Source organism: Planosporangium thailandense (assembly GCF_011947195.1).
GTDB lineage: Bacteria > Actinomycetota > Actinomycetes > Mycobacteriales > Micromonosporaceae > Planosporangium > Planosporangium thailandense.
Genome location: NZ_JAATVY010000002.1, coordinates 388,636 through 405,859, shown reverse-complemented (window position 1 = coordinate 405,859; position 17,224 = coordinate 388,636). Strand labels below are relative to the sequence as shown.

The 17,224-nt window shown below is 68.1% G+C and carries 11 protein-coding genes and 1 tRNA gene; 6 read left to right on the top strand and 6 right to left on the bottom strand.

Translation table 11 applies throughout. The annotated features are described in order from the left end of the window. Nucleotide 1: 1 nt before the first annotated feature. Nucleotides 2-1,507, bottom strand: a complete 1,506-nt coding sequence (locus tag HC031_RS04670; RefSeq protein WP_167923883.1) for a CYTH and CHAD domain-containing protein — start codon at nucleotides 1,505-1,507, stop codon at nucleotides 2-4. 165 nt (nucleotides 1,508-1,672) lie between these two features. Between HC031_RS04670 and HC031_RS04665 the strand changes: the two genes are divergently transcribed. Next, entirely contained in the window at nucleotides 1,673-4,570 is a 2,898-nt protein-coding gene (locus HC031_RS04665; RefSeq protein WP_167923882.1) for a DNRLRE domain-containing protein, read from the top strand. Between the two features lie 107 nt (nucleotides 4,571-4,677). Here HC031_RS04665 and HC031_RS04660 read toward each other — a convergent pair whose 3' ends face one another. The 3 genes from HC031_RS04660 to HC031_RS04650 form a co-directional block, all read right to left on the bottom strand. Further along, nucleotides 4,678-5,643, bottom strand: coding sequence for an anti-sigma factor RsbA family regulatory protein (locus HC031_RS04660; RefSeq protein WP_167923881.1), 966 nt, complete (start codon nucleotides 5,641-5,643; stop codon nucleotides 4,678-4,680). Between the two features lie 3 nt (nucleotides 5,644-5,646). Beyond that, nucleotides 5,647-6,465, bottom strand: coding sequence for an MEDS domain-containing protein (locus HC031_RS04655; RefSeq protein WP_167923880.1), 819 nt, complete (start codon nucleotides 6,463-6,465; stop codon nucleotides 5,647-5,649). 133 nt (nucleotides 6,466-6,598) lie between these two features. Next, complete coding sequence (locus HC031_RS04650) at nucleotides 6,599-9,211, bottom strand: FG-GAP-like repeat-containing protein (protein ID WP_205862227.1); 2,613 nt, start codon at nucleotides 9,209-9,211, stop codon at nucleotides 6,599-6,601. A 280-nt stretch (nucleotides 9,212-9,491) separates the two neighbouring features. On the opposite strand from HC031_RS04650, the gene HC031_RS04645 reads away from it, so the two are divergent. The 5 genes from HC031_RS04645 to HC031_RS04620 all read left to right on the top strand — a co-directional run bounded on the left by HC031_RS04645 (nucleotide 9,492) and on the right by HC031_RS04620 (nucleotide 13,687). Continuing rightward, nucleotides 9,492-9,860, top strand: coding sequence for a hypothetical protein (locus tag HC031_RS04645; protein WP_167923878.1), 369 nt, complete (start codon nucleotides 9,492-9,494; stop codon nucleotides 9,858-9,860). A gap of 242 nt (nucleotides 9,861-10,102) precedes the next feature. Next, nucleotides 10,103-10,387 carry a type II toxin-antitoxin system prevent-host-death family antitoxin gene (locus HC031_RS04640; RefSeq protein WP_167923877.1) on the top strand — a complete coding sequence of 95 codons (285 nt, stop codon included), beginning with the start codon at nucleotides 10,103-10,105 and terminating at the stop codon, nucleotides 10,385-10,387. Beyond that, nucleotides 10,384-10,638, top strand: coding sequence for a Txe/YoeB family addiction module toxin (locus tag HC031_RS04635; RefSeq protein WP_167923876.1), 255 nt, complete (start codon nucleotides 10,384-10,386; stop codon nucleotides 10,636-10,638). The genes HC031_RS04640 and HC031_RS04635 overlap by 4 nt, the downstream gene beginning before the upstream one ends. Nucleotides 10,639-11,192: 554 nt before the next feature. Then, nucleotides 11,193-11,873: a TMEM175 family protein gene (locus HC031_RS04630; protein ID WP_338090479.1), complete on the top strand. Its 681-nt coding sequence runs from the start codon at nucleotides 11,193-11,195 to the stop codon at nucleotides 11,871-11,873. 395 nt (nucleotides 11,874-12,268) lie between these two features. Further along, nucleotides 12,269-13,687 (top strand): ATP-binding protein, encoded by a 1,419-nt coding sequence (locus HC031_RS04620; protein WP_205862225.1) that lies wholly within the window; start codon nucleotides 12,269-12,271, stop codon nucleotides 13,685-13,687. Nucleotides 13,688-14,554: 867 nt separating this feature from the next. On the opposite strand, the gene HC031_RS04615 is transcribed toward HC031_RS04620, so the two are convergent. Both HC031_RS04615 and HC031_RS34245 read right to left on the bottom strand, forming a co-directional pair. After that, nucleotides 14,555-14,629, bottom strand: a tRNA-Lys gene (locus HC031_RS04615). A gap of 207 nt (nucleotides 14,630-14,836) precedes the next feature. Continuing rightward, nucleotides 14,837-17,224: an EAL domain-containing protein gene (locus tag HC031_RS34245; protein ID WP_167923874.1), complete on the bottom strand. Its 2,388-nt coding sequence runs from the start codon at nucleotides 17,222-17,224 to the stop codon at nucleotides 14,837-14,839.

Below are 17,224 nucleotides of genomic sequence, written 5' to 3'. Positions count from 1 at the left end.
CTCAGCGCTCCAACCAACGGCGCACCTTGGGACGCCGGGCCCGCCGGCGCGCCCGGGGGATGCGCTCCAGCCGGCGCTCGTCGGCCTCGTGCTGGCGGGCGTGCAGCAGGCCGTACGTGAAGGCGCTCTCGCTGGCGAGATGAGCCTGCGCGCCGAGGTCGCGCAGCAGCTCGCCGGTGACGATCGCGTCCTGGTGCGCCCCCAACAGGTCCTGGAGGGCGGTGAGGCGTCCGGTCAGGCGGCGCGCCGGCTTGCCGGCCAGCGGCGCGATCGCCTCGACCGCGTACCGCGCCCGCTTGTACGCCTTACGGGCCTCGTGCAGGCAGGCGTCGCGGGGACCGGTCCCCGGCGCGAGGCCGAGGGCGTCGTCGAGATACCGGTCCGCGTCCAGCACAGCCCGGTTCGCCAACCGCCGCAACCGGGTGGCGGTGACCGGGCCCGACGGCTCGGTACGGACGAGGTCGTCGAGAGCGTCGAGGAAGGCGGCGTACCGGGGGCTGTCGAGCGCTTCGATCAGCCGTACCCGCGCCTGCGCGTGCCGCGCGCCGAGGCGCTCGCGGATGCCCGCCGCGACCGGCCCGACGACGATCTCGGCCGGTTCGGCGGCCACCGCCGCCGCCAGCCGCCCCGCCATCACGTCGGCGTCCCGGACCTCGCCGAGCGCCTGGGCCACCCACCGCGCCTCCTCGCTCAGCGGCCGAGTGCGGTCGGCGTCGAGCACGGGCCGGAAGGTGCGTAGGGTGCTGCGCAGCCGCCGGGTCGCGACCCGCATGGCGTGCACCGCCTCCGGGTCGCCCCGGCGTACCCCCGGGTCGTTGTCTCCGATCGCGTCGCGCTGCTGTCGCAGGTACGCGTTGAGCAGCCGCCCCGGCGGGTCGAAGGTGCCCGGCGGCTCGTCGGCCGGGTACCTGTCGCCGAGAGCGCGGGCGAGCTTCGAAGCGATCCGGGCGGGCCGGGCACCGGCCGCGCGCAGCGCCACATCGACCGCGTCGAGCAGCTGCCGGTCGCCGTCGACGAGCTCGACCTCCAGCTCGCGCCAGCGCTGCGGCTCGGCCTTGGCGCCGCCCGAGGTCGTACTCGACACGACGTCGTCGGCGACGAGAGCGAGCACGGTGCCGTCGGCGGCGCGCAGGGCCCGTTCGACCCGGCGGGTGCGTACCCGCGCCACCGGCGCGAGCGGCTCGCCGCGGCTGAGCGCCCGGATCTCGGCGGCGAGCTCCGCCGGCACCCGCCGGTTCCGGCCGCCCAGCGGTGCGTGCGCCTCGGTCCGGTCACCGTTGCCGGCCGGCCGCTTGAGATGCCAGCCGGCGTCATGCCCGCCGCTGCGCCGGCGCAGGTGGACCCGACGGGCCGCGAGTCGTAGCCCCGGGGTGTCGTAGTACGTGGCGTCCAGGCGATGCGTCACCGGTTCGTCGACAGCCGCGACGCCGGACACCCCGGTCAGGTCGGGCACGGCGAAGTCGACCGGCACCTCGTACGTGCTCTCGACCTCGGTCTTGGCCGACATGCGCTGAGCGTACCCGCGCACTCGTCGGCGCTAACAGGACATACCAGGTCGTTATCGCTCACTGATTCATCATTGTCACTTGATCGGGGCGGCGCGCGGGGGGCCGCCATGGCACGCTGTGCGCCACGCGGATGATCTTCCGCGTAGGCCTCCCGGAGGAACCCTATGCACAGCACCAGACGAAGAGTGGTGTACGGGGCCACGACCATGATCACGCTGGCGGCGACCGCGGTCGCAACGGCATCACCGGCCTTCGCCGACGTCGTCAGCCTCGGACCTACCACCTGGGCCTACGTCGACTCTCAAGCGCCGAAGACGTCGTTCGTCAACCAGCCGGCCGACGCTCCGTTCGGCACCACGGTCGGCACCGATCACAAGGCGCACACCTACCGTTCGTACTTCACTTTCGACCTCAGCAAGGTACGCGGCCAGGTCGTCCACACCGCCACGCTGTACACGCGAGAGACCAACGTCAACAGCTGCGCCGCGACCGCGCCGATCGAACTGTGGCGCACCGATCCGATCAAGAAGACCACCACGTGGAAGAACCAGCCGGCCGAACTGGACCTGATCCAGCGATTTCAACGCGGTGCCGGCGCGTTCTGCCCCGGCTACCTTTACGCCGACCTCGCGGCGGCCGTCAACGCGGCACTGGCCCGGCATGAAACGTCCTTGACGGTCGAACTGCGGATCGCACGGGGCAGCGAGGCCGACCCGGCGCTCGGCCGATCCGTGCAGCGGCCCGGACTGGGCCTGGACGGCAACCACGTGCCGACCGTGAGCGGGCTCGGCCTCACCGGACCGGACCGGCCCTGCGGCACCGTGGCCAAGCATCCGACCGGCAACGACTCGACCGTCTTCAAGGCGAACGTGGCCGACGTGGACAAGCCCAGCTACCCGACGGCCCGCTTCGCCGTCTGGCCCGCCGACCACCCGGACCAGCGCAGGGAGTTCACCGGCAGCACGTACTTCGACGGTACGTCGACCGCCTCGACCGATCTCCGTGGATACCCGGACGGCGCGGTGCTGCTCTGGACGGCGCGGGCCGAGGACGGCCTGGATGTGTCGGCGTGGGCCAAGCCCTGCTATCTGACGATCGACCGTACCGCTCCGACCAAGGCGCCCACCGTGGCCTCAAGCCTCTACCCCGAAGGGACGGTCGCCTCCGGCGGCCCGGGCGTGAAAGGAAAATTCCGCTTCGATGCCCAGGGTGACCGGGACACCGTCGCCTTCGTCTACCAGGACTTCTGGGGCTTCTACGGCAACGTGCCGGCTCAGCGGCCCGGCGGGTCCGGTGTCCTCGAGTACACCCCGCCCCACGCCGGCTACGACTGGCTCGACGTCACCCCGGTCGACGCCGCCGGCAACCGAGGACCCACCACCCACTACCAGTTCGTCGTGCGCTACACGGCGCCCTGGGGGTCGGTCGACGTGGCCGGCATAGGACTGCCGAGCCGGATCACGTTGTCGTCGCCCGTTTCCGGCGTCACCGCGTTCAGCTACCAGCTCGACGGAGCTGCCGAGGTGAAGTTCCCCGCGGTCAACGGCACCGGCAGCAGCGACATCACCTTCCAGACCGCCGGTTCCATCGCCGTCGTCACGCGCAGCTACGCCGGCCAGAAGATGATCGGCGTCGACACGATGTACGTCTACGTCAGCGACGCGCCACAGGTCGACTCCCCGGATTTCACCCTCGACCAGGACGTGATCGCCCCCCGGGCCGGCACGTTCACGTTCAAGCCGCGCGCCGCCGGTGTGGTGGCCTACGTCTACGACTTCGGTGACGGCCAGCAGCGCATCGACGCCGCCGCGGACGGTTCGGCGGTCCTGCACTGGACCGCCACGGTCGGCAGCTGGTACCTGCTCCAGGTCCAATCGGTACGGTCCGACGGTTCGTTGTCGGTACCCACCGTCTACCAGTTCCACGTCATCGACCCGCATCCGACCGCATACGCCCCCACACTCGCCTACTGGCCCCGCACGGACGGTGTCGGGGTGCCGCTGGAGATCCAGATGCAGAGCGAGCTACCCAACCTGACGGGGTTCGCGTACCGGCTCAACGGCGGCGACGAGCAGACGGTCTCCAGCAACGGCAACTGGTTCACCGTCGCGACGGTGACCCCGCAGCACGCTGGCGACAACACCGTGGTGTTCCAGGCGCTGCTGTCCGACGGCACCAGGTCACCCGAGACGACGTACACCTTCAACATCTTCTCCGGACCGGTGGTCACCTGGTCGCCACCCGGCAGCAGCGGCATCGTCGGCAAGCCGATGACCTTCACGTTCTCACCCGGGCTTCCCGGCGTGCGGGAGTACCGCTACTCGATCTACGGATCCGATGAGCAGACCGTCGCGGCCGGTCCCGACGGCACGGCGACGGTGACGTACACGCCGGGCTCGTGGGGCGCCATCGACGTCCAGGTCACGAGCGTCGGGGGCGACGGGTCCACCTCGGAGACCCGGATCCAGTACGTCGACGTCCGGGACGACAAGGTCAGCGTCTACAGCAGCTACGGCGAGTACGTGGCCCAGGGCGGCATCGGCACGTCGGCCTTCTTCACGTTCAACACACAGTTGTTCGGCCAGGTCGTCGAGTACCGGTACCACCTCAACGACGGGCCGGAGCAGACGCTGCCGGCGTCCACGGACGGCACCGACACCTGGATTGCGGTCACTCTCGACCGGAACGGACTCAACACCCTCTACGTACAGAGCCTGACGGCCTCCGGTGACCTGTCACCGGTGACGGAGTACCGGTTCCTGGTCGGCACCGCGCCGCATGTGGTGTCCGCCCAGTACCCGGAGGGCACCTGGTCCGGCGGCGCCGGGGTCCAAGGGACGTTCGAATTCAGCGGCGGCACCCCCGGGATCGTGTCGTTCGATTACCGGGTGGATGACGGCGCCACGACCACCGTGCCGGCGGACTCGCAAGGACGGGCGTCAGTGACCTATACGCCGGCGGGCGACTTCGAACAGCACACCATGGTCGTGACCGGTCATACGGCGGACGGATCCGCAACGGACTCCACGAGCTACACCTTCTACGTTTCCAACGCACGGTGAGCGTCGGCTGGCGGGGCAGGCGACAGGCCGGCCCCGCCAGCACGGCACCGGTCGTGTGCCCTCGCCGCACAGCGGTTCGCCCTTGCCGCGCGCCGTGGACGGCCGGATCAGTCGGCGGCCCGCGTCGAGGTGGACAGCCGTACCGTGAAGCCGGACACGCTTTTCTCCATCTCGATCCGGTCGCACAGTTGCCGCACCAGCCACAGTCCGACCCCCGGACCGAAGGGATCGCCGTCGGCCGCCCGTACGTATCCGGCGAGCGGATCGTCGAAGCCGGAACCCGCGTCGGTGACGGTGCACACCAGCTGCCCAGATGGGGCCCAGAGCCGTACCCGGACCGGCGGTCTGCCGTGCAGGAGACCATTGACGACCAGTTCCTGGACCGCGGCCACGATGTCCGTCACGATCCGAGGCCGCACGGCCTGTCCGCGAAGGACGGCGCGTAGCTGGTCGCGCAGGGCGGCCAGCTGGTGCAGACCGGTCACCGCCCCGAACTCGGCCGTCGGACTGGTCCGCTCCACCGGGTGCGGACCGGCTTCCGACCGGCGCAGGAACGTCGCGGGATCGACGTACCGTCCGTTGGGAACGGGACCGGTCGGTGTGAGTACGAACGGATGGACGGCGGTCAGGTCCGCGGCAACCCGTTCGGGCAGCGCGCCGACGTCGTAGGCGCACGTGCTCGTCAGCGGGCACCTGGCCAGCGTCGCGTTGCAGATCGCCTCGAACCGGCTGCACTCCGCCGCGCTGTCCACGTCCGCGCCGAAGTCCGGCTCGCCCACCACACGGACCCGCCGGGCGCCGGCGGTGATCCGCTGATCGACCATCCGACGATAGGCCTCGGCGGCGGCCGCTGCCCGGGTGTAGATGCCGTCCGGGCTGACGCAGGCGAGGCGCGGGTGCGGACCGAGCGCGTCGGCCAGCAACGCGTTGTCCGCGTCCCGACAGGCCAGGATCACCGCGTTGCCGGCGTCCAATCCCTGACGCAGACCCGGCATCGCAGCGGTGAACAGGTCGTCCGGCGACGTGAAGAGCAGCAGCTGATGGAGGTAGCCGGCGGGGGTCGGGACGGTCACCGCTCACCCTCCGACCAGGTCGATGCCGGCGAACTGATCGACGGCCAGCAGCCGCAGCGTCCAGGCGACCGTAGGCTGTGGTGTCGCAAGAACGACGTGCCCGCCCGCTTGCCGGAAGTCCTGGCTGGCGTACACCAACTGCCGGCAGGCCGCCACGTCCATGAACTCCAACGCCGCCAGATCCAGCCGCACCACGCCTTTGCCGTCCGCGACCGCGACGTCGAGGACGGTGGCGAGCACGTCGGCGTTCGCGCGGTCGATCTCACCGCGAAGGACCAGACCGCCCGGGCCGGTGGCCAGGTGGAAGGCGGCGCTCCGCAGTTCGTACCGGTGCCCCGCGACGAGCTCGCGCAGTACCGTTCCTTCGGTCGCGGAGGTCGCGTACTCACACAGTGCGGATACCGGCCGGGTCCGGCACAGACGGTCGATCAACTGCTCGATGTCCATGTGATCAGACATCGACTGCGTGTCGAACGCGGCGCTGGCTTCCGCCGCGAGCCGTACCGACCGGAACCCCTCGGCCAACGCCTGGTCGACGATCGCTTCCTGGTCACCCTGGGGGTAGAACCGTACCAACGGCAGTGCCGCCAGCCGGCCTTCGGCCAGGGCCGCGGCGAATTCGGTTCCCTGCCGGTCGGAGCTGTCGAGCAGCGATCCGCCCGCCGGACGCGGCGCGTCGGCGTAGATGACCTTGTCACCGCGGTTCAGGCCGCGAGATATCCACGTCACCAGGCTCGACACCCGCTCAGGCTCCGAGCCGTGCAACAGCAACACGTGCCCGTCCCGCTCCAGACCCGAAGGCCGGAGGTCGGAGTCCCCCACTACATGAAGGCTACTCGGAGTGATGGCCCGGGTACCAAGATCTTGCCTGGACGGGTCAGCTACTGGTCGCAGACGCGGTGGGCAGCGGCCGGAGCCGCTGCCACCCGGCGCTCAGGCGCGTTCCTCGGTGCGGTCAGAGCACCGCCCGGGTTCCGGTACCCCAGTGCAGCGCGTACCACCGATAGTTGGGTGGGTCGTAGCCGTTCCCGGCGACCGGCGTCATGGTGTCGAGGTCTACCTCGCCCCCGGAGTCCAGGAACAGGCCGATGGTGTCCCTGCCGACGCCCGTGAAGCTACCGGCGAACAGGAATCGGATCACGTGGCCCCACTTCGTGTAATCGTCCCAGACCCGGGTCAGCCCACCGAAGCTGCCGTTTCCGGTGGTGGCGGCGAGGGTGAACAGCGAGACGTGACTGCCGTAGTCGTAGAACAGCGCGATGTCGGCCTTGCCGTCGCCGTTGAAATTGCCAGTGGTGATGAGCCTGGTGCCACTACCCCAGTGGGGGGCGTTCCAGCCGAGGGTGGGCGCGGTGAAGCCGCCGCCACCGCTGGCCAGCAACGTGAACAGCGCGACGTGACCGTCGCCGTAGTCGTAAAACAGCCCCAGGTCGGCCTTGCCGTCGCCGTTAAAGTCCCCGGCGGTCATGAACTTGGTGCCGCCACCCCAATGCGGGTAGTTCACACGAAGAGTGGGGCCGGCGAAGCCGCCGCCACCGCTGGCCAGCAACGTGAACAGCGCGACGTGACCGTCGCCGTAGTCATAAAACAGCCCCAGGTCAGCCTTGCCGTCGCCGTTGAAGTCCCCGGCGGTCATGAACTTGGTGCCGCCACCCAAGTACGGCAGGTCGGTGCGCAGAACCGGCCCGGAGAAGCCGCCGTCGCCGTTGGCGTGCGCGGTCAGGGTGAACACCGCGACGTGGCCGTTGCCGTAGTCGTAGAACAGCGCTACGTCGGACTTGCCGTCGCCGTTGAAGTCGCCGGTCGTCACGAACTTGGTGCCGCCACCCCAATGCGGAGCGTCCCAGCGCCGCAATGCCGGGTCGAACCCCTCGTCGCAGCCCTGTGAAGTCAGGGTGAACAGCGCGACGTGACCGCCCCCGTAGTCGTAGAACAGCGCTACGTCGTCCCGGCGGTCGCCGTCGAAGTCGGCTTTGAGCTGCGACGCGCCTGGGGTCGACGGGACCCGGGCAGGCATGCAGAACGGCCCATGCGTGTTTTCGGTGCCGATCTGCCCATTGCCGTCGGTAACGGTGACCGAAACGACGTAGGGGCCCGCCTTCGCATACTGGTGTGTCGCGATCGGCGTCGACTGGGTGACCTTGCTGCCGTCGCCGAAATCAAAGGCGTACGAGGCGGTCGGTGTCGACACTGTCGAGGCCGACGCGTCGGCCGTGGCGGTGCTCGTCTTCCGGTCGACCGTGACGGCGAGTCGAGCCGTCGGCGGCCAGAGATACTCTTCGGCACCCCGGTCGGCATAACTGATCGGGCCAGCGCCGGTGTTTGGCGCCGGACCGTCGGCGTAGACGTGGCCGTGAATGTCGGTCGGCTGGAACCCGGGCGCGGCCGAGTTCGCGTTGTCGTTGGTGTCGCCGGTCGGGAGGGTGGCCTGAATGTCACGTACGGCCTGGTGGGAGGCCGTCCGGAAGGCGGCCAGCCCCATCGGGGTGCCCCATGCGTAGGGCTGGTAGTTGCCCTGAGTCCCCACGTATACGGTGTTGTAGTTGACGACGGTGTGGCTCACCGCGGCGTCATACACGCCGATCTCAACCACATCCGTCGACTGCGCGCCGCACCAGCCGGCCGGGTTCTCACTACTGAGGTTGTTCTGCACCGACACCCCGGACGAGGCCCCGTCCACCCGGATACCGGTACCACAGTTGTTGCTTACCGTGTTGTTGGTGATTGCGGTGCCGGTAGCGCCAGTGTTGCGGATCCCTGTACCCCGGCCGTGATGAACCATGTTGTCGGCGACGACGTTGTTGGCCGCGCCCGGTTCGAGGACGATCCCGCCAGTGGCGCCACCCTGGACCGAGCTGTCGATGATCCTGTTGTTGGAACCGGCGACGTCGATGCCCGTCTGGCTGGCGACGGCGAATCCGGTCTTGACCAGCACACCCGTCGTAGCCGCGTCCAGCGCGATCCCGGTCGACACGCTCACGCCGCTGGAACCGACATTAATGAGCGACGAGTTGGTGACAGCGGTCAGCTGAACACCCACGATCGGAGGGCCGCTGAACGAGGCATTCACGTCGATACCCTGCAGCGTGATTCTCGACGAGTTGCTGACAGCGACGCCGGGACCGTTCTGCGGATTACTGACGGCGACATTGACGATCGAGATGTCGTGCTGGCCGTCGATGGTGATACCCGCGTTCGCGCCGGACAGCAAACCACCGCTCAGCGCGATCGGATTTCCGGCCGTGCCCGACTTGTTTATCGTCACGTGCTCGTCGTATGTCGTACCGCTGGTGATATTGATCGTCTGCCCCGGCTGTACCGCCGCAATCGCAGCCGAGATCGTGCAGTACGGCCGGGCCTGCGTGCCGGCGCCACTGTTGGAGCAGTTGGACCCGATGCTGTTGTTGACGTACAGCGGGGCCGACGCGTCAGCAACGGCCGGACCAGCGCCGGCGACCAGGGCCGCGCTCGCGGCCAACACGACGACAGCGGGACCGGTGATGGGATGTTTGCGCATATTGTTCCTCAATAACCCGGACGAGCCGGCCGGGCCGGCGGAAATACGCACAGCTGATCAAGGACAGTGCGTGCGCATTTTTATCTCAGGCCAATCAATCTCACAAGCCTGTTAACAGCTGATTAGTGCTAGCCAACGGGGGCACAATCGTCTCCGGCTCGCACTCCTTTTACTGCCGGAAAGGTTCAGACGCGGCGCACGTCCCATCGGCGTAGCCGGGACATCACCGTGCGTCTCTTCGGTGTCCTCGGCATGCCCGGCGGGCAGCGCACCTGCTACCCGCGCCGACTCGAGTACCTCGGTCACCTGCTCAACCGTCGGCAGCGAAACTGTGGCGAAGCCGGCCGGGACCGAGCGGGTCACCGAGGGCTGCGCAGACTACGACACCGACAACCGGATCAAGCGCCAGGATGTGGCCCGACGGCAGCACGCGTTCAAGGTCGACCCGCAGATGTCGCGAACCCTCGGCGCGGGCGAGTTCCTCCTGATCGCGACTGCGGACATGGTTCCGTATGTATCCCTCGTAGGGGTCAAGCATCGCCTCGCCAACGTCGAGCACTTCGAAGTTCCGGTCATGAACTGGGCGACGCTCACCCACAGTGACCCGCTCGGCAAGGCCTCGATCTCGCCACGTTGCCGCTTGCGCGGCTTCGACGCGCCCGATATGGCGCCACGGCAGCGCATTTGGCCGCACACGTGACTCCACGATCTACCGTGAAGGTCAGACGCCAGACCACTGACCAGGGTGGGCCGGAGGCATCACCATGCGAACCAACCGGCGACCGTCGCCGGGCGGCCGATCGCGCTGCGTCTGCGTAGCTCGGGCGTCTGATCGACCGCCCGACGACGAGGTAGCGACCCGAACCTGTCACCGCAAACCCAACCTGGCATGCAACCAGGTTCCTATTGTACAATTTCTTGTACGTCAGCTCGGGAGGCATCATGCGAACGGTCACGTACTCAGAGGTCCGGCAGAACCTGGCCAAGATGCTCGACCACGTCGTGGACGATGCCGAGGAAGTCGTGGTCACCCGTTCCGGCCGTGAGGCCGCGGTCATCATCTCGCTACGCGAGTACGAATCGCTGAAAGAGACGGCGTACCTCATGGCCAGCCCAGCCAACGCGCGTCGACTGAACGAAGCTGTCGAGGAGCTGCGCAGCGGTGGGGGGGAGATGCGCGACCTGATCGACCCCGATGACAACCCGGACGAGGTATCGGCCGCGTGAAGGTCCAGTTCGCCAGCCGGGGCTGGGAGGACTACCTGACATGGCAGCGGGATCGCCAGGTGCTCAAGCGGGTCAACGCACTGATCGAGGACATCCGGCGCAACGGTCATCAGGGCATCGGCAAACCGGAGCAGCTCCGTGGCAACTGGTCGGGGTTCTGGTCGAGGCGCATCGACCAGGAACACCGCCTGGTGTACCGGGTCGTCGATGACACCGTGCAGATAGCCCAGTGCCGCTACCACTACGAATGATGTAGATCAGCTACTGCCGTCTGCGACCGGAGACAGCGAGGCCAGCGCGCGATGGGCAGCAGCCCGCGCGGCCTGGCGACCTCCGCGCCTGTCTCGATCGACATGCTACGCCAGTGGGCCGAGCCGAAGCCCTCGCCCACCTCCGTCACCAAGCGCAGCAGGTACGCGACGCGTGACCGCTCCCCTTGGTGGCCCGGAAACCGCCCGGACCCACCCTTGCCCGCTCGCCGGGGCTCAGCGGACACCGGCCACTGCCTGCGGTTTCGCGTCCTTGGACCCTCCGTTTGGGTATCCGTTTCGGGTGGGCCGCCAGGGACTCGAACCCTGAACCCCTCTCGGCTTCTGGAGATCATCCCCAACCGGACCGATCGGCACTCTGACTAGCAGGAAGTCTGCCGACGTTTGACAGCGCTTGTCGCCGCTGGTCGTTGCCAGTTGTGCCGGATCTGTGCCGGTTGATCTTCCAGGGACGAGGGATGGCCTGGTCGGTTCGACGGCCGCGCCACGCCGCTCGGCTCCGCGCGTGGCGGTGCCAGGTCCCTCACGCTTGGCTGGTGACACAACCAGCTCGTGGACCAGGAGGGTCAACGCCGTTCGGGGCGGAGCGCAATCCTGCCCGGGTCGTCGCGTTCAGTGATGCGGTCATCGCCATTGCCGTCACTCTGCTCGTCCTGGAGATCCGCCCGCCGCAAGACACCCGGCACCTGTTGCACGGCCTCGCCGCGCTCTGGCCGTCTTACCTGGCTTACGGCATCACCTTCATGCTGATCGGGCAGGTGTGGGCCAACCATCACGTCATGTTCGACCACATCCGTAGTGCCGACCGGGTAGTGCTGTTCCTGAACACCCTGCTGCTAATGGACATCGCATTCCTGCCGTTCTCAGCCTCCGTTCTGGCCCAGGCCTTCCGCCACGGACAGGGGCAGCGCACCGCGGTCGTCCTCCACGGCATCACGTTTGAACTGGCGGCCATTCTGTTCAACATCGTCTGGTGGTACGCACGCCATGATCGCCGACTGCTCACCACGACGATCGATTCCGCCGGCGTGAGAGCCATCAGCCGACGCTTCCGACTCGCCCTTGCCTGGATCGCTACCGGCAGCCTGCTGGGCGCCGTGCTCCCCGCCCTCGGCATGGCGGTCATCGCCGCGTTCATCCCCTACTACTGGCTGCCGATCCCAGGCGAGATCGCCCTGATGAGGCGTCGGCGTAACGGCGGACATGGTCGGACATGAACGCCCTGAATCTACGGAGTACCGGCAGAGCGGTTGGAGATGGCGCGAATCGTGACAGCCCTGCGTTATGCAGTTGGCTACGGTCAAGCATGGGCGGTGTGGTTGCTGTACTTCGCTGCTGTACGCGTCGCCGGTCGTCTATCCACGTGGCTTCCTTCTCGCCGCCAGTCACGCTTGTACGACCGTATCCGGCGCCCGACGGCGGTTCGCGGACCAGGCGCGGACCACAACGCCCTGACCGAGGGCACTGAACCAGCGGGGAAGATCTGAGCTCCAGTGCGGTCGCCACTCATGCGCGGAGAGGGCGATTGGCCTTCGCGGCACCGCCCCAGGCTCCGGCTTGCCGTGCGGCCGATATTGACGCAGAGCTACTAGAAAATTGTTATAGTATATCCGTGACGAGCGACAGCGCGATAGTGTCGGCACTCACGCTCCCGCCAGTTGATGTCGGTCCGGCGTTGTGCCGAGCGACCGAGAACCAGTGGTTCGACCGCAAGAGTGTCCGCATATCCCCGGTGAAGTTGGCCGAGACCGAGGTGGCCTTCGCCAACGCTGAGGGTGGCACTGTCGTCGTTGGCCTCTCAAGCGGTCAGGTAGAGGGCACTGATGCTTACCCGGCGCACCGGAACGACTTGATGCAGGCAGCTGTCGACCACACGGTTCCGCCAGTACGTGCACGCAGCCGGCTCCTGGAGTGCATAAACAGCAATGGCGACAGCGACCACCTTCTGATCATCGAAGTCGACCCCAGTGAGGGGGTCCACTCGACTAGGTCCGATCACGTGTACCTGCGAGTCGGCGACGAGAACCGGCGTCTCTCCTTTGGCCAGCGCCAAGAGCTGCTCTATGACAAAGGCCAGGCCCACTTCGATGGGACGTCAGTCAAGGAGGCGGGGATCGATGACCTCGATCCCGACATTTTGGCCGACTACGCTGCCGCCATCAGCCATCCTGAGCCAGAGCGAGCGCTGTTCGGCCGTGGCCTCATGACGAGGTCAGGGCACCTGACCGCAGCTGCCTACCTCCTTTTCGGTCGGTACCCGCAAGATCTCTTCCCGGCCGCTCATGTCCGGGTCCTCAGGTACCAGGGCACGACACGGGAGGCCGGACGGCGACAGCTCCTCGTCGAGGATCTTCGGTTCGATGGTCCAATCCCTCGCGTCCTGGGCGAGACGATCGCGGCCGTCCGTCGCCTTGAGCCGACTCGACGCGTGTTGGGTGATAACTCAGTGTTCGAGCGGCAGAGCTTGATTCCTCAGGATGCGTGGCTAGAGGGCATCGTGAACGCCGTGGTACACAGGTCCTACAGTTTGGGCGGCGATCATATCCGGGTAGAGGTCTTCAACGACCGCATGGAGATCGAGAGCCCCGGCCGCTTCCCGGGCCTCGTGAATCTCACTGACCCGAGAGGGGTAGTCCGTTTCGCGCGGAACCCGCGTATCGCTCGTGTTTGCGCTGATCTTCACTTTGGTCAAGAGCTCGGCGAGGGTATCCGACGGATGTTCGAGGAGATGAGAGCACGAGGGCTTGCGGAGCCGCTCTACTCGCAGACGTCAGGAACAGTGAGGCTGACTCTGTCTGCGCTGATGGTTGATCCGCGGATGGCCGACCAGCTACCGCCACAGTACTTGGCGATCATCGACATCATCCGACAGGGGACGGCTCTGAGCACGGGCGACATCGCTGATGCGCTAGGAGTGACCAAGCCCACGATGCTGCGGCGACTCAATGCGCTGAAGAACGTAGGACTGATCGACTGGGTTGGGAAGAGCGCCAAGGATCCTCGAGCGTACTGGCGCCTACACAGCGAATGACAGGAACGTAGTTCGCACTACGACAGGGGGGTAGGCAGCGCAGAAGCTCTACTGCAAACCGCTACTGACAAGCATGTAGCACAGGATGTGGTGTAGTAGTACGAGGAACGCCGCGCACTATCCAGCGTCGTTCAGCTACTGGAAAGCGGTACAGCAAAGCTTCTAGAGCTTCGGGCTTAACAGTAGAGTGATCTAGCACACAGTTGCCGACGTGGCGCTGGGCGCAGTTGCTGCTGTCGCAGCCCGTGACCTGCAGAGATCTGCTGTCAGTCCGCATTGCTATGTCGGTCGATGCGTGGCTCTGATCGATAAGCATCGTTGCAGATCACCCCGCAACACTCCGTAAGTTGAGCCATCCCGTCCGATGGCTCCGCGCAACCACCCACCCACCGCAACCGCCCGGCGGATCTTGGCCATCCCGGAGCCCGAGGCCCCCGCCGGAGGCGCTCTGACCGCGACCACCCGCCGACGGTGACCGGCCGACAGCGCGCGTGCGGCTGCCACGCCGCGCCCAGTTCGCCGCCGGCCGGCTGCCGGCCCACCTCGATCATGTGCCCTCGGCGCTGTCCGTCCCTCGGCGGCCCGAGGGCTTTCCGCTATCCGCGCCAGCCGCCGGGCGTCTGGCGTGCCCGCGCCGAGCGACAGCGGCAGCGCGGGCACGCGCCCTGGCGGCGGTGCGTGCGGCCCGCCTGTCGGGCCGCCTTGATCACGATGGAGATCTACACGCAGGTGTCGTCGGAGCAGACCCGCGAGGCGCTGCGGCGACTGGGGGAGAGCCTGGGGCGATGAGCAGTTGCTGTACTTTGCTGCTGTACTCGCCGCTCACAACGGCGTTCGGGCCTTCGACACCCTCGCTGACCTGCGGTTTGGTGGGCCGCCAGGGACTCGAACCCTGAACCTACGGATTAAAAGTCCGCAGCTCTGCCATTGAGCTAGCGGCCCGACCGGGCAAGATTACCGCTCGCTCATTCCCGATGGGTACCGGGTTGCGCCAGGCCCTTCTCCTCAGACCGTCGACCTCACCTCCTGCCCGTAACGGGTTCGTTCGAACCTGCCGGGTCATGACCCGACAGTTCGACCCGCCCTGCACAAGATCGGCGCTCGGGCTCTGATCACCGGGTACGGGCCGGGGCCGCTGCCGAAAGAAGCTCAGGCGGCCAGGCTGGAGTCGACGTCGATGCGGCCCTCGCCGGTCGACAGCAGGGCGTCGAGCTCGTCGGCCGGAACCGGGCGGGAGAAGTGGTAGCCCTGTGCCAGCGGGCAGTGCAGCTGCCGCAGCCGCGTAGCCTGCGCGGGGGTCTCGACCGCTTCGGCCACGGTGGACAGATGCAGGCTGCGTGCCATCTGGACCATCGCCCGCAGGAACGCCACCGGGTCCGCCTCGCCGCCCGACTCCTGCACGAACGCACGGTCGATCTTGAGGATGTCGACCGGGAGGGTCCGCAGGTACGCCAGGGACGAGTAGCCGGTACCGAAGTCGTCGACCGCGATCCGCACCCCGTGCTCACGCAGCCGCTCCAGGATCGCGCGGGCGGCGGCCTCCTCCGGCCCGGTCTCCGCCACCAGGACCGTCTCGGTGATCTCGACGACCAGGGCGCTACCCGGCAGCCGGTTAGCGGCCAGTTCGGCGAGGATCAGGTCGGCGATGCCGGGCTCGCGTAGCTGGCGACCGGACACGTTCACGGTCACCGAGATGCCGTACCGCTCGTACCAGTCGCCGACGTCCCGCAGCGACCGGCGCAGCACCCACGTACCGAGCTGGCCGATCAGGCCGGACTCCTCGGCGGCCGGGATGAAGTCCATCGGCGGGATCGGCGGCTGACCCGGTGGAGTCCAGCGCACCAGCGCCTCCACCGCGGTGACCCGGCCGGTGTCCAGCTCGACGACCGGCTGGTAGTGCACCGTGAACTCCTCGTTCGCCAGCGCGCGACGGAGATCGGCGATCAGCCGGATGCGGCGGTCGCGCGCGGCGGCGAGCTCCGGCGCGTACACCGTGACCTGGTTCTTACCGGCGTCCTTGGCGGCGTAGAGGGCCAGGTCCGCACGGCGCAGCGCCTCGCCCTCGGCGAGCGGCCCGTCCGCGACGAGCATGCCCGCGCTGGCGGTCAGCTCCGTCTCCCGCTCACCGGCCAGGAACGGCGGCCGCAGCACGTCGATCATCGCGTCCGCGACGGTACGGGTACGGGCCACGTCGGCCCCGTCGAGCAGCGCGGCGAACTCGTCGCCACCGAGCCGGACCAGGACCCCGTCGGGTACCGCCGACCGCAGGCGCTCGGCCACCTCGACCAGCAGCGCGTCCCCGATCGGGTGCCCGTCGGTGTCGTTGACGTCCTTGAACCCGTCCAGGTCGAGCAGCACGAGCCCGTGTCGGCCGGTCACCCGCTCGATTCGTTCGCGCAGCAGGTCGCGGTTGCCCAGCCCGGTGAGGCTGTCGTGCAGAGCGCGGTAGGTGAGCTCGTCGCGCAGCGTCTGCTGTTCGTCCAGCGAGGACCGCAGAGCCACGGCGTGCGCGTCCAGCTCGGCCGCGCGCCGGTGCGCGACGCGGGCGAGCAGCCAGAGCCGTACGACCAGCAGCACCGCCGTCGTCGCGGTGAACACCAACGGCATGACCAGGGAGCCGGCCGGGCTGCCCGGGCCACGGACCAGCACGGTGCCGATGGCGACGCTCGGCGCGAGGAGCGCCAGGAACGCGTACAGGCCGAGCCGCAGCGACGACGCGACCGGCCGGCTTCGTTCGACGACGCCGGCCGAGCCGACCATCGAGGGGTGCAGCGCGGCGGTGCCGAACAGCAGGTACACCAGGATCCACAGCGGAGCGGCAAGCTCACGCCCCAACTGCTCGTTGTTCCAGGCGATCAGGGCGTAGCAGATGCTGTCACCGGCCAGCAGCGCGAACGCCGCGGCCACGACCAGCACGTACGACACCGTGCGGGCCTGGGCGCTGAAGATCAGCCGTACCACGACCGCGATGATGAACAGGTCCATCATCGTGTACAGCAGGTAGAGCGGCAGTTTCGACCCCACCGACGACGCGTGCGTCAGCATCGGGGACAGGACGAACACCCAGCTCAGTACGAACATGCCGGACACCACGAGGCAGGCGTCGACGACGCTCTCGTAGCCCGGCCGGTTGCGGTCCCGGCGTACCCAGGTGGCGAAGCCGACGATCAGGAACGGGTACGCGCTGAGGTACAGCATGTCGCCGCCGGACGGGAAGACCAGCCTGCCCACGATGGACAGCTCGAACAGCCACCAGATGACCGCGGACAGGGTGGCGACCAGACCGGTGGCGAGCAGGATCCACGGTCCGCGCGCGGCCGGGCGGAACAGGCGCATCCCCACGTAAACCGCGACGAGCGCCGACACGCCGACGAGCCCGTACACGATCTGGCGGGCGACGGCGGGCAGCACGGGGGCGACGGCCATGACGGCCAGGCCGAGCACCAGGTACCAGCGCCACCACGCGCGCCTGTCCCGGCCCTGGTCCTCCGAACCGGGCCGGTAGTTGCGCTCACCGGACGCCATCGCCACCCCCAC